We start from the raw sequence: 12,232 nt of genomic DNA on the forward strand, positions 1-12,232 counted from the left end.
TTGAAGCGGCTTGAAAGCACGGTTCTTTCCGCGTGCCGGACCGGATAGAGTGCGCCAACTGGCCACAAGGGAATCCGCGATGCAGCGATTCGAGAATGCGCGCGAAGCGGCGCTGGCGCTTCGCCCGGACGACCCGGTCTACTGCTTCCGGCCCCAGGTGCTGAAGGCGGATGCCAGCCAGTTCATGAGCATGTTTCCCGGCAAGACGGCCTATGCGGTGAAGACCAATGGCGAGCCGATGGTGCTCGAAACGCTGGTCGAGGCCGGTGTGAAGGCGTTCGACGTTGCGTCGCCTGGGGAGTTCGCGGCGGTGCGCGCGGTCTCGTCCGATGCCGAGATGCTTTACATGCATCCGGTCAAGGCCCAGTCGGACATCAAGCTGGCGCTGGAAAAATACGGCATTCGGGTGATCGCCGTCGACCATGAGGACGAGATCACCAAGCTGACCCGCGTGGTGCGGGCGCTGGATATCGACCCCGGTTCGATGACGGTGTACGTGCGCGTGCAGACCAAAGGACACGCCGCTTACGAACTCTCCAAGAAATTCGGCGCCGGTCCGGCCTATGCGGTCGAGCTTGCGGAGCGCCTGAACCGCACCGGCTACAAGGTCGGCCTGTGCTTCCATGTCGGCAGCCAGATCGAGGAGCCGGACACCTATGAGCGGGCGCTGGCCTCAGCCGACTGGGTGCGCAACCGGCTGTCCTTCGATCTGGCAGGGCTCGATGTCGGCGGGGGCTTTCCGGCCGAATACGGCCACGACCCCAACCGCAAGGCGGTGGCAATGCCGTCGCTGGCCGAACTCATGGCGCGGTTGCGCGGTGATCTCAAGGAGTACGGCTTCGGCGAGGTGCCGCTGTTCGCCGAGCCGGGCAGGGTGATCGTCGCGCGCTGTTTCTCGCTGATCGTGCGCGTTCTCCTGCGCAAGGGCAGGCGGCTCTACATCAATGACGGCATCTGGGCGTCGCTGTCGGACTCATGGACCGGCAAGATCACCTTGCCGGCGCGTTTCATTCCCGATCCCGCCATCCGCTCGCGCAACGGCTCGGAAGCCAACATCGTGCCGTTCAAGGTGTGCGGGGCGACCTGCGATTCCGTCGATATCCTGTCGCGGCCGTTCTGGCTGCCGGAAACGGTCGATACCGGCGACTGGATCGAGATCGGCCATATCGGCGCCTATTCGCTGTCGCTGCGGACCCGCTTCAACGGGTTCTACCCCGACACGTTCGTGGAGGTGACGACACCGTTCGACGAGGGCGAGGCACCGCAGGGACTGGCCAGCCTGGAGACGATGGCGGGGTGAGTTCTTTGCCTTCTCCCCCAAGGGGGAAGGCAGGGCGTCAAAGCCTCGCCAGCAGGTCCGGCGTCGGCCAGCCGTCGACGGCGATGCCGAGACGCATCTGCTCCTTGCGGATCGCCTCGCGCGTGTTGTTGCCAAGGATGCCGTCGACCTTGCCGACATCGTAGCCCCGCGCTTCGAGCCGGGTTTGCAGGTCCTTCATCTGGTCCATGGTGAGGCCGGTTTCGGGATTGCGCGGATCGTAGGCCGGCGCGCCGGCGAGGCGGGAGGCAAGGACAGCCGCGGTCAGCGCATAGGTGGCCGACTGGTTCCACTCCAGATAGACGTCGTAATTCTCATAGGCGAGGAAGGCCGGACCCTTGCGGCCCATCGGCAGGACGATACCGGCCTTGAGGCCGTTGTCCTGCAAGGGCGAGCCGTCAGGGTTGGTGACGCCCCATTCAGTCCACTGCGACAGCGGCAGCTTGTTGGAGCGGCCGGTCTGGTCCCAGGGCATCTCGTCCTGTACGCGGACCTCCTGGATCCAGGGCTGATCGCGCTTCCAGCCCTTCATCTCCAGTTTCTTGGCCGTGGTCATGATGACATCGGGAGCGCTGCCGCGCAGATCGATGGCGCCGTCGCCATCGCCATCGACGCCATCCGCCAGATAATCGGCGGGAAGCATCTGCGTCTGGCCGATCTCGCCGGCCCAGGCGCCCTTGACGTCGGCGGGCACGATACCGCGGTCGATGAGCTTCAGCAGCGGGATGAGCTGCGGCCGGAATACCTGCGGGCGACGGCAGTCATGCGCCAGCGTCACCAGCGCGTTGAGGGTGTTGAAATCGCCCTGCACGGCGCCGAAATCGGTTTCCAGCGCCCAGAAGGCGCCGACCACCGCGCCGGGCACACCGAACTCCTGCTTCGCCCGGGCGAAGACATCGGCGTATTTCGCCAGATTGGCCGCGCCCTGCTTCAGCCGATAGGCCGAAATCATGCGGCCCGAGAACTGGTTGAAGGTCTGCGAGAAGACGCCCTGCGAGCGGTCGCGGGCCAGCACTTTGTCGTCGAGCGTGGCAATGGCCAGCGCCTCATGGCCGGCCTGGCCGACGCCGGCTGCGGTTGCCTCGGCAGAGACGCCCTGTTTCCAGTTGGCGAAGTCGCCGCCGCATTCCTGCGCGGCGGCCGGCAATGCCGATGCCGCCAGCAAAAACGCCACGAATGGGCTGAAGCGCGATTTCATCGTTTCTCCGGGAACAGTTGCTGGGCACCGCTTGCCGACAACATGTGTCGAAAAGCAGGCAGGGGAACCCGTGTCAACGGGTGTTTTGTCTCAGCCAGCTGTTCCAGGCGGCTTCCGAGCCGTTGAAAACGTTGATGTCGGCGTTTCCCTTCATGCCCGGGATGACGCCGGTTCCGGTGTACTGCCAGAAGGTGAAGGGGTGGCTGCCGTACTTTTCGCGCGGATGGCCGGCGACCGAGCGAAGCCAGTAGGGATAGCCGCGGAAGCCCGAAAGACCGTTGTCATCGAAGAAATCGATCGATGTGTAGATGATCGGTTTCTTGCCGTAGTGCTTCTCGACGATCGACAGGAAGATGCTCATCTCGCTGCGCACAGTGGCGGCGTCGGGACGCAGCTTGCAGGTCGGGGATTGCGGGTTCCATTCCATGTCCAGCACCGGCGGCATGGACGAGCGCTCTTTCGGCACGTTCTGGATGAACCAGCGCGCCTGTTCGGCCGCGGGGCGGCAGAAATAGTAGAAATGATAGGCCGCGCGCGGGAGTCCGGCCGCTCTCGTGCCGCTCCAGTGCTGGGAAAACCGGTCGTCGACGCGGTCGCCGCCCTCGGTCGCCTTGATGAAGGCGAAGGAAATGCCGCTGGCCTTTGCCTGGCGCCAATCGACCGAGGTCTGGTACTTCGACACGTCGGTGCCGTGGACAGCATAGTTCCAGGGCGCGCCGCTCACCCATTCATGCGGATCGGAGTCGGCGAAGCGGGGGGAGCGCACGGCGACGCCGGAGCCCCCCGAGGGGACCGGCACGAGGTCGTTGACCGTCGAGCATGCGGCCAGCAGCGTCAGCGCTAAGAGTGCCGCGAAACGGCGCATATGTCCCCCCGACCGGTTACAGGTCATGCCATGGTTGCGTCCGTCGGCTTCATCCCGCTCCGCGCTATCCCCGCAACCCACTTGCCACGAATTCATCGCCGAACATGGTTGATATTCGGTTATGCCAAGTGAATCGGCTGCAATTTTGCGGGAGCAATGGCGGCGAATCCATGGCAGACGTCATGGCGAGCATGGAGGAGGCGCAATGCGTATCGTGGCAAGGATCGTGAAATGGTTTCTGGCGCTGCTTGTCCTCGCCGTCGCCGGGCTATTCACTTGGCTCTATGTCTCGCCGCCTGATCTGATCCGCATCGCCTCCGGCTATTCCGCCAAGATCGTCTGCTCGAATGTTTTCCTGGCCGACAGGGACGCCGGGGAGGTGCTGGCCGTCGATGTGCAGGCGCCCGGCCATCCGCTGCTCAAGCTGATGCGGGTTGACGTGGACAGGGAGGCCGGCACCGTTTCGGCGGGATTGTTGGGCATCCTTGGCCGCAGCGTGGCGATCCGGCGCGATGGACTCGGCTGCACCAGCGTTCCAAATGGCGATGTCGCCGCCGCCAGGGCGATAGCGGGACCGACTTTGACGCCCGCGCCGCCGCTCGATGCGCCGTGGCCGGAAGGCAGCCGCGTCGATCCCTCGCAGGACCCGGAGGTGAAACGGATCCTCGACGATCCCGCCCTGACCGGCCCCGGCATGCGCGCCGTGGTCGTGGTCAAGAACGGGCGGATCGCCGGCGAGCGCTATGGCGAAGGTTTCTCCGAGAAGACGCCGCTGCTCGGCTGGTCGATGACCAAGACGGTCAATGCGGCGATCGTCGGCACGCTGGTGAAAGACGGCAAGCTTGCGATCGATAAGAACGGACTGTTCGAGCCTTGGAAGGCCGACGGCCGCGCGGCGATCAGCATCGCCGACCTGATGGCGATGTCGAGCGGCCTGCAGTTCAATGAGGACTATGGCGACGTCACCGACGTGACGCGTATGCTCTATCTGGCGCCCGACATGGCGGGTTTCGCCGAGGCAAAGCCGCTGGAAGGCGATGTCGGCAAGGTGTTTTCCTATTCCAGCGGCACCGCGGTGATGCTGTCACGCATCTGGCAGGATGCGATCGGCGACAAGGGCAACGCGCTGGCCTGGCCACGGCTTTCCCTGTTCGATCCGCTCGGCATGCAGAGCGCGGTGATGGAGACGGATGAGACCGGCACCTTCGTCGGGTCGTCCTATCTTTACGCTACGGCGCGCGATTGGGCGCGCTTCGGCCAGTTCCTGCTGCAGGACGGCGTCTGGAACGGCAAGGAAATCCTGCCCGCCGGCTACGTCGCCTGGATGCATGAGCCGGCTCCGGCCTCGAACGGCATCTATGGCAGGGGCCAGGTCTGGATCGAGGGCCCGGGCGACGAGGAGAGTTCGGACGCCGCCGCCGGGTTGCCCGAGGACTGCTATTGGCTGACCGGCCATGACGGACAGACGATTGCCGTCGTTCCCTCCGAAAAGCTGGTCGTCGTGCGCCTCGGCCTGACGCCGTCGAAGCTGCAGTATCGTCCACAGGTGCTGGCAAGCCAGTTGCTGGTGGCGCTGAAATAACTATCTGGAGCGAGCCTCGAGGGACGCACCACTATCTTTTCAATATCCCCAGAATGGCATAGCCGCGATAAAGCGTTTGGAAAGAGAGGTTTGCGCCCGTTCGCGAAGATTCCGATTCCAGCACTTCGCGCAAAGAATCACGCGGCGATACGTGGAACCGGCGCAGCCAGCCGCGCAGCGCCGCGCGAAACCACGCAGGCAAGCGTTCCTGCCCGCCGAAATCGACGACATGCAGAGAACCGCCAGGCGAAAGTGCCGCGAGCGCCGCAGTCACCGCTTTTTCCCACTCCGGAATCATCGAGAGGGAATAGGAGATGAAGATGCGGTCGAAGCTCTTCACCTCGCCGAACAGAATCGACGGGTCGAAATCGGTGGCATCGCCGCGTGCGACGGTCACGCGCCCGGAAAGGGCGTCGCGGGCGAGAGCGGCCCGCGCCGTTTCCAACATCTCGTTCGAGATATCGAGGCCGAAGAAGCGGGCGTTCGGATAGCGGCGCGCTGCCACAACGAGATTGCGCCCGGTGCCGCAGCCGAGTTCCAGCACCGTGCCGCCGGCCGGGACATCGAGACCGGCAACCAGCCGGTCGCGGCCGAGCAGGTAATATTTGCGGGTCAGGTCGTAGATGTGGCGCTGCCAGCGATACACGCCGTCCATCAGTTCGGCGTGGCCGCCCAGCCGTTCGGCTGCCGGCGTGCTCATGCGGCGCGCTTCACATAGAGATGGAAGCCGCCATAGATGGCGGAGCGATCGCGTGCCGAGAAATCAAGCGAGGCGTCCTCTTCGTAGCTCCACTGGTCGAGCAGCGAGGCCGAGACACGTCCGGGCAGCAGGCTGGGCTCGGCGGCGGTGCGGAAAATGACGCGAGCGCCTGCCGCGGCGGTGCGGGTGATTTCCGTCCACAGCGCATTGAGCTGCGCGTCGGTCATCCAGTCCTGCGCGTCGAGCAGCACGAAGCGGTCCACCGTTCCGGCATCCTTGGCGGCGAGGAAGTCGATCATGTTGGCGTGGTGGATGGAGGCGCGCCCGGCATTGGCCTTGAGCGTCGGGTAATTGCGCTTCTCCAGATAGGCGGGCAGGGCCGCTTCGTCCGGTTCGGGGTAGCGGCGGGCAAAGGCCTGCCAGGCGAAATAGTTGTCCTTCAAGGTAAAGCCGCAGGCGAGTTTCTCCAGGCGCGCCCTGAGCACGCTCGCCATGGTGCCGTCGCCGGAGGTGATGAGCGAATCGTATTGTGCCGGCGGGATGCCGAGGCCGAACAGCGACGATTTCCGTGCGGTGGCCCAGCGCAGCAGGCGGCGGTCGAAAACCGGCGCCAGCTTCTCATCGAAGAAGCGCCGCTGCTCTTCCATCGTGCCGGCGCGCAGCAGTTCGGCCGGGTCGACGCCGTGCAGCTTTGCCGTACGATGTCCCGCCGCGATGAACAGGCCGAGAAGGCCCGTCTGGTAGAAATTGCGGTTGAATATCTCGATGCGGCGCCGGCCGCGCCAGCTTTTGCGTTCCCAGTAATGGCGGCTGACGGGATCGAGATGCGGCGCGACGAAGCGGTCATAGGCCGCCGCATTATGCGCATTGCCGACGCTGCCGAAGAAGCGGAAGACATCCGCCTGCGAGGGCAGGTGCCGCATCGCCGCCAGCTTCATGCGGTTGAGGGCGATATGCGCGGCGTTGAGGTCGACAGCCTCGACGCTTGCGGGCGAGCGCGTCAGATAAGCCAGCACGTTGCAGCCGCCGGAAGCGATCGTGACGACGCGATGGCTTGAGCCGAGCGCCATCGCTTCCATGTCGATATCGGGATCCTCCCATATCTGCGGATAGACGAGGCCGGAAAACAGTAGCGCGAAAAGCCGCTCTGAAATGCCCGCCTTTGAGAGGGGGCGGTTCTGGTAGACGGCCTTGCCGACTTCCTTGCCGCGACGAAAGACCAGTTCACCTGAAATGTCGGTCATGGAACCGCGAATCCCCGATTTGCATTGAGGCAAGCGGGTATCGCAGGGCGATGACAGGTCGATGACGCGTTGTGTGACAGGCGGCAAGGTTGCCAAGGGCGCTCGCTGTTCTGTTGTTACAAAACGAAACGCAACGTGACGAAACGGAATCCGCCACCAGGCATTTTCTCTCCGACCGCCGCCGAAAACGGCGTTATTGCGAAAGGAGAGATGTCATGAAGAAATTTGTTCTCGCTTCTGTTTCCGCTTTGGCTTTGCTGGGCGTTGCCGCCTGCAGCGACAGCGGTACCGACACCACCACCACGCAGAGCACCAATCCGCCGGCTGCGGAGCAGCCGATGAATCCGAGTGCACCGGCAAACCCGGAAGTGAAGCCTGTTGAACCGGCTCCGGCAACCCCGGCTCCGGCCAAGTAATTAGCGTGAGTGAGTAGAAGAAAGGCCGGCGTTTGCCGGCCTTTTTTTGTTTGGCTGGCAGGAATGGTCATCCGATAGCAAGCATGTGAAGACGTTTGGCTTGCGGTGTGCAAGCGGTTCGCTCTACACAGGCGCCCATGTCGATTTGGGATCGCATTGGCGACTTCATTACCCGTGTTTCCGCCTCGGCGACGTCCGGCGTCGCCGATCTGGTGGAGGCCGTCCGCACCGTGTTTTCCGGCGATGCGGAACTGCGCCGCCGCGTCGCGTTCTCTGTCGCGATGATCGCGCTTTCGGCCAAGATGGCCAAGGCCGACGGCGTCGTGACGCAGGAGGAAATCCGTGCCTTCCGCGAGATTTTCGAGGTTCCGCGCGAGGAGACGCATCATGTGGCGCGGCTCTACGATCTGGCGAAAAAAGATACCGCCGGCTTCGAGGCCTATGCCGAGAAAATGGCGCAGCTTTGCGGTTCGGGGCATCAAAACTGCGACATGCTGGAAAATATACTCGACGGGCTGTTCCATATCGCGACCGCCGATGGTGTGCTGCATGAACGTGAGGCCCGGTTCCTCCACACGGTCGCGACCGTCTTCAAGATCGACGAGGTTCACTACCAGAGCATCCTCGCGCGGCATGTACATCTGGGACGGGACGATCCCTATGCGATCCTCGGGATAGAGCGGGGCAGGCCGTTCGAAGACGTCAAGAAGCACTACCGCAAGCTTGTCGCCGAAAACCACCCGGACCGGGCGATCGGGCGCGGACTGCCGCAGGAATTCATCAAGATCGCCACGGCGAGGGTCGCGGCGATCAATGCCGCCTATGAAATGATCGAAAGGGACCTCGCGCCGGCATGACGGAGTTCGCGCCCGATCATATCAGCGCCGCGGTGAGGCCATCGCCCAACTTCGGTTCCCGGCGCGGAACGTCAGGCCCCGACATGATCGTGCTGCACTATACCGGGATGGACAGCGGGGCCGCCGCCGAAGACTGGCTCTGCAATCCGCAAAGCGAAGTTTCTTCCCATTACCTCGTTCATGAAGATGGTCGCATCGTTCAGATGGTGCGCGAAAAGGATCGCGCCTGGCATGCCGGCAAGAGCTTCTGGCATGGCGTAACGGACAACAATTCCTGTTCCATCGGCATCGAGATCGTCAATCCCGGCCATTCCAACGGCTATCCGTCGTTTCCAAAACGGCAGATCGGGGCGGTGATCGCGCTTTGCGCCGGCATAATCGACCGGCATGCGATCGTTCCGGAACGTGTGCTGGCGCATTCGGATATCGCGCCGGGTCGGAAGGTCGATCCGGGCGAGAAATTTCCCTGGCGAACTCTCTTCAAGGCAGGGATCGGACATCTGGTTCCCGCCGCTCCAATACGCTCGGCAAAAGGCCTCGGTTTGGGTGACGCCGGACCGTCCGTGGAGGAACTTCAGGCCCTGCTGCAGCAGTATGGCTATGGCGTTGAGGCCTGCGGCAGGTTCAACAACAAGACCAGAACCGCGGTCGAAGCCTTCCAGAGGCATTTCCGCCCGCGCCGCGTCGATGGCGTCGCCGATGCGTCCACCATCGGCACATTGCGCGCTCTTCACGAACGCCTTCCAAAGGCGACCGGAAAGCAACCTGTTCAATTTCTTTAAGTTACATACTGTTACGCAATGTGAATTGCGCTGCCCTTTTTGATGCGCATTGGGCCTGCAAAAGCCTGTTCCGCACCCGTGTTGGTCAATACACAAAAATAAACCAGCACTATTCGAGGTTGCCGCTGAAAACATCTTTCAAGCGGCCGGGACAAACAGGACCAAATGAAGAGCTATATTTTTGTAGCGGCCGCCATTGCTGCCGCGATGACGAGTTTTGCTGCCAACGCCAAAGATGTCGGGGACGTCTACACGGGTGAGGCAGCCAAGAAAATCGAAGCGGGCAAGACCAAAACCGCCAAGTCGCCTGAGAAAAACGACGCCGGCATCTGCTCCGTCTTCGGATGCCAGAGCGCGGCCATCAAGCCCGGAACCAAGAAGGCTGACGAAGCCCCGTCCAAGTCCGGCAAGGTTGCAAAAGCCGGCACGGAAAAGGCCAAAGCGGCCAAAACGGTCAAAGCCCAGAAGCGCGCGACGAAGCCGGTCAAGACCGTTTCGCTCAAGGCGCGCAAACGTACGATCGGAAAGCCCGCGGTGATCGCCGCGGCCTCCGGCGGTACGCGCTATTCGGCCATCGTTTCGCGCTATGCCGCCAGCTACGGCGTTCCGGTTTCGCTTGCCCATGCGGTGATCAGCGTCGAGAGCAACTATCAGCCGAACATCGTCGGCAGCGCCGGCGAGATCGGTCTCATGCAGATCAAGCCGGCGACGGCGCGGATGCTGGGCTACAGCGGTTCGGTGGCCGGGCTCTACAATCCGGAGACCAACATCAAATACGGCATCAAATATCTGGCGATGGCGCAGGATTTGGGCGGCGGAAGCACCTGCGGCACGATCCTGAAATACAATGCCGGACATGCCGCCAAGCGGATGAATCCGGTGTCTTCAGCCTATTGCGCCAAGGTCAAGGTGCAAATGGCGGCGCTCGGCGTCGGAGCCTGATGGCTTGCCGGCGAGGCGGCACTCCGCCCTGCCGGCTTTTTCGTTTGCGTTTTCATGCGCGAACCCCTTTATACGCTCTGCCAGCTGGCCGGGCGGCCGCACCCGCGAAGCCGAAAGGCTGCGGGTGAGGAAAGTCCGGGCTCCATGGAAACACGGTGCCGGCTAATGGCCGGCGGGGGCGACCCCAGGGAAAGTGCCACAGAAAGCAAACCGCCGCGATTTTCGCGGCAAGGGTGAAAGGGTGGGGTAAGAGCCCACCGCGCGGACGGTAACGGACGCGGCAAGGTAAACCCCACCGGGAGCAAAACCGAATAGGGGTGGCGCGAAGGGCAACCTTCAGGGCTGTTTCCGGCCCAGTCACCCGGGTAGGTTGCGTGAGGCGCATGGCGACATGCGCTCAAGATGAATGGCCGCCACGTTCCTGCCGCGAGGCAGGGGCCATACAGAACCCGGCTTACAGGCCGGCTGGCATTTTTCGACATTTGTGCCTTGCAACGACGGCGACCCGAGCGGTCGGCCGCCGCCGTCGGCGCTCGGCCGTTTAAACGGTTCGTTAGGCTTAATGGACGATAAATACGGGAATCTGCGCAAAGCCCTGTGACAGGGGCCTGGCGCCCGATTCGTGAAGCTTGTTCCCGTTGACGCCCATAGTGCCCCATGTTATCCCATTCACTCATTCAAGCCTTCGTTCCGTGTCAGGGTGAAGCGTACGCCAGACGGGCAGCCGCTGTGGCTTTTCGTTTGCAGACCTTCGCTCGCCCGAACACATGCGAAGCGCGCAAGGGACCGCGCCGAGGCGACGCGGATGCGAGGATGGAGAGGGGTGCGGCGGCGGAAGCGGCTGTAGGGCGTCATGGACCGTTTTCTGTCAAACGCGGTGAACAGGATCGACGCCAAGGGGCGGGTCTCCGTGCCGGCGCATTTCCGTTCGGTGGTGCAGAAGCGCGGTTATGCGGACCTCTATGCGCTGCGCTGCCTGGACAATCCGGCAATGGACGTGGGCGGGCCCGATCTGCTGGACCGCTACGAGCAGCGTATCGCGCAGGAGGACCCTTTCCTGCAGACGGCGGACGACATGTCCTTCTTCTGCCATGGCGACGGAGCGTTCCTGAAGCTGGACCAGGACGGGCGCATCACCGTCACGGATTTCATCCGCGAGCATACGGGCATCTCGACGGACGTGGCGTTCGTCGGACGTGGCAATTTCTTCCAGATCTGGGAACCGGCGCGGCTGGCGACTTATGGGGCGCAGGCGCGGGCGCGGCTTTTGAAGCTTCGGCAGGGGACGAAAACCGGGGGGCAGCCGGAATGATGGCGGGCCACGGCGATGACCTTCACGCCGTTGGCGGACCGGCCCGTCACATTCCGGTCCTTCTCGCCGAGGTTCTGACGGCGCTTTCGCCGCGGCCGGGTGAAACCATCATCGACGGAACATTCGGCGCCGGCGGCTATACCAAGGCGGTCCTGGAATCCGGCGCATCGGTTGTCGCCATCGACCGCGATCCCGACGCGATAGCGGCCGGCAGGCCGCTGGAGCAGGAAGCCGAAGGCCGGCTCCGACTGGTACAGGCGCCGTTCTCAACTCTCGACGAACATGCCGAAAGCGCCGATGGCGTCGTGCTCGATATCGGTGTCTCCTCCATGCAGATCGACCAGGCGGAGCGCGGTTTTTCCTTCCGCTTCGACGGCCCGCTCGACATGCGCATGGCGCAGGCGGGCCTGAGCGCCGCCGAAGTGGTCAACAGCTTCAAGGCCGGCGACCTGGCGCGCATCTTCGGTTTCCTCGGTGAGGAGCGCCACGCCGGCCGCATCGCCCGGATGATCGAACAACGGCGGGAGAAGCGTCCCTTCGAGCGGACGCTCGATCTCGCCGACGCCATCGAGACGCATATCGGCCGCAAGCCGGGCGACAAGATCCACCCGGCGACGCGCGTGTTCCAGGCGCTGCGCATCTTCGTCAATGACGAGCTGGGCGAGTTGGCGAGGGCGCTGCTCGCGGCAGAGCGCGTGCTGAAGCCGGGCGGGCGGCTTGTCGTGGTCACGTTCCATTCGCTCGAAGACCGTATCGTCAAGCGCTTCATCGCCGACCGTTCCGAGATGGGCAGCGGGTCGCGGCACATGCCGGAGGCGCAGGCGCGCGTCGCCACGTTCCAGAAACTTGGGTCCGCGGCAACCGCCGGCGAGGCCGAACTTTCCGCCAATCCGCGTTCGCGCTCCGCCCGGCTGCGGGCCGCGGTGCGCACCGGGGCGCCCGCGCGCTCGGACGATCTTTCGATTTTCGGCCTTCCAAAGCTGCCCGGCATCGACCGCCCGGGAGAGAGGTAAGAC

At 63.7% G+C, this 12,232-nt stretch carries 12 protein-coding genes and 1 other RNA gene; 9 read left to right on the plus strand and 4 right to left on the minus strand.

Annotated features, from left to right (window positions below; all coding sequences use genetic code 11):
* Positions 1–79 precede the first annotated feature (79 nt).
* Positions 80–1,300 (plus strand): alanine racemase, encoded by a 1,221-nt coding sequence (locus J2X35_RS18685; protein WP_310188978.1) that lies wholly within the window; start codon positions 80–82, stop codon positions 1,298–1,300.
* 37 nt (positions 1,301–1,337) lie between these two features.
* Here the strand turns inward: J2X35_RS18685 and J2X35_RS18690 are convergent, their stop codons facing one another.
* Complete coding sequence (locus J2X35_RS18690; protein WP_310188981.1) at positions 1,338–2,516, minus strand: lytic murein transglycosylase; 1,179 nt, start codon at positions 2,514–2,516, stop codon at positions 1,338–1,340.
* Positions 2,517–2,589: 73 nt separating this feature from the next.
* Positions 2,590–3,381, minus strand: a complete 792-nt coding sequence (locus J2X35_RS18695) for a GH25 family lysozyme (protein WP_310188982.1) — start codon at positions 3,379–3,381, stop codon at positions 2,590–2,592.
* Between the two features lie 205 nt (positions 3,382–3,586).
* Between J2X35_RS18695 and J2X35_RS18700 the strand changes: the two genes are divergently transcribed.
* The gene (locus J2X35_RS18700) at positions 3,587–4,963 is read left to right on the plus strand and encodes a serine hydrolase (RefSeq protein ID WP_310188985.1); all 1,377 of its coding nucleotides are present in this window, start codon (positions 3,587–3,589) and stop codon (positions 4,961–4,963) included.
* Positions 4,964–4,994: 31 nt separating this feature from the next.
* On the opposite strand, the gene J2X35_RS18705 is transcribed toward J2X35_RS18700, so the two are convergent.
* Positions 4,995–5,663 (minus strand): class I SAM-dependent methyltransferase, encoded by a 669-nt coding sequence (locus J2X35_RS18705; RefSeq protein ID WP_310188988.1) that lies wholly within the window; start codon positions 5,661–5,663, stop codon positions 4,995–4,997.
* A complete protein-coding gene (locus J2X35_RS18710) occupies positions 5,660–6,907 on the minus strand; it encodes a DUF3419 family protein (RefSeq protein ID WP_310188990.1) in 1,248 nt (415 codons plus the stop codon). Before J2X35_RS18710 ends, J2X35_RS18705 begins: the two co-directional genes overlap by 4 nt.
* 89 nt (positions 6,908–6,996) lie before the next feature.
* Between J2X35_RS18710 and J2X35_RS19880 the strand changes: the two genes are divergently transcribed.
* From J2X35_RS19880 to rsmH, 7 genes are all read left to right on the plus strand, one after another.
* The gene (locus tag J2X35_RS19880) at positions 6,997–7,323 is read left to right on the plus strand and encodes a hypothetical protein (RefSeq protein ID WP_405023244.1); all 327 of its coding nucleotides are present in this window, start codon (positions 6,997–6,999) and stop codon (positions 7,321–7,323) included.
* A gap of 137 nt (positions 7,324–7,460) precedes the next feature.
* Positions 7,461–8,180: a DnaJ family molecular chaperone gene (locus J2X35_RS18720; protein WP_310188992.1), complete on the plus strand. Its 720-nt coding sequence runs from the start codon at positions 7,461–7,463 to the stop codon at positions 8,178–8,180.
* Positions 8,177–8,962 (plus strand): N-acetylmuramoyl-L-alanine amidase, encoded by a 786-nt coding sequence (locus tag J2X35_RS18725; protein ID WP_310188995.1) that lies wholly within the window; start codon positions 8,177–8,179, stop codon positions 8,960–8,962. The genes J2X35_RS18720 and J2X35_RS18725 overlap by 4 nt, the downstream gene beginning before the upstream one ends.
* A 165-nt stretch (positions 8,963–9,127) precedes the next feature.
* The gene (locus J2X35_RS18730; protein WP_310188996.1) at positions 9,128–9,904 is read left to right on the plus strand and encodes a transglycosylase SLT domain-containing protein; all 777 of its coding nucleotides are present in this window, start codon (positions 9,128–9,130) and stop codon (positions 9,902–9,904) included.
* A gap of 80 nt (positions 9,905–9,984) precedes the next feature.
* An RNA gene (gene rnpB, locus J2X35_RS18735) (RNase P RNA component class A) lies at positions 9,985–10,377 on the plus strand.
* A gap of 380 nt (positions 10,378–10,757) precedes the next feature.
* Positions 10,758–11,216 carry a division/cell wall cluster transcriptional repressor MraZ gene (gene mraZ, locus J2X35_RS18740; RefSeq protein ID WP_056110545.1) on the plus strand — a complete coding sequence of 153 codons (459 nt, stop codon included), beginning with the start codon at positions 10,758–10,760 and terminating at the stop codon, positions 11,214–11,216.
* A complete protein-coding gene (gene rsmH / locus J2X35_RS18745; RefSeq protein ID WP_310188999.1) occupies positions 11,213–12,229 on the plus strand; it encodes a 16S rRNA (cytosine(1402)-N(4))-methyltransferase RsmH in 1,017 nt (338 codons plus the stop codon). The genes mraZ and rsmH overlap by 4 nt, the downstream gene beginning before the upstream one ends.
* Positions 12,230–12,232 lie beyond the last annotated feature (3 nt).

This window comes from Mesorhizobium sp. BE184 (assembly GCF_031457045.1).
Lineage (GTDB): Bacteria > Pseudomonadota > Alphaproteobacteria > Rhizobiales > Rhizobiaceae > Mesorhizobium.

Excerpts from the sequence above, each read along its gene's own strand:
- J2X35_RS18710 (WP_310188990.1), bottom strand. The coding sequence starts at position 6,907 with ATGACCGACATTTCAGGTGAACTGGTCTTTCGTCGCGGCAAGGAAGTC.
- J2X35_RS18730 (WP_310188996.1), top strand. The coding sequence starts at position 9,128 with ATGAAGAGCTATATTTTTGTAGCGGCCGCCATTGCTGCCGCGATGACG.
- J2X35_RS18700 (WP_310188985.1), top strand. The coding sequence starts at position 3,587 with ATGCGTATCGTGGCAAGGATCGTGAAATGGTTTCTGGCGCTGCTTGTC.
- mraZ (WP_056110545.1), top strand. The coding sequence starts at position 10,758 with ATGGACCGTTTTCTGTCAAACGCGGTGAACAGGATCGACGCCAAGGGG.
- J2X35_RS18725 (WP_310188995.1), top strand. The coding sequence starts at position 8,177 with ATGACGGAGTTCGCGCCCGATCATATCAGCGCCGCGGTGAGGCCATCG.
- J2X35_RS18720 (WP_310188992.1), top strand. The coding sequence starts at position 7,461 with ATGTCGATTTGGGATCGCATTGGCGACTTCATTACCCGTGTTTCCGCC.
- J2X35_RS18705 (WP_310188988.1), bottom strand. The coding sequence starts at position 5,663 with ATGAGCACGCCGGCAGCCGAACGGCTGGGCGGCCACGCCGAACTGATG.
- J2X35_RS18685 (WP_310188978.1), top strand. The coding sequence starts at position 80 with ATGCAGCGATTCGAGAATGCGCGCGAAGCGGCGCTGGCGCTTCGCCCG.
- J2X35_RS18695 (WP_310188982.1), bottom strand. The coding sequence starts at position 3,381 with ATGCGCCGTTTCGCGGCACTCTTAGCGCTGACGCTGCTGGCCGCATGC.
- rsmH (WP_310188999.1), top strand. The coding sequence starts at position 11,213 with ATGATGGCGGGCCACGGCGATGACCTTCACGCCGTTGGCGGACCGGCC.
- J2X35_RS18690 (WP_310188981.1), bottom strand. The coding sequence starts at position 2,516 with ATGAAATCGCGCTTCAGCCCATTCGTGGCGTTTTTGCTGGCGGCATCG.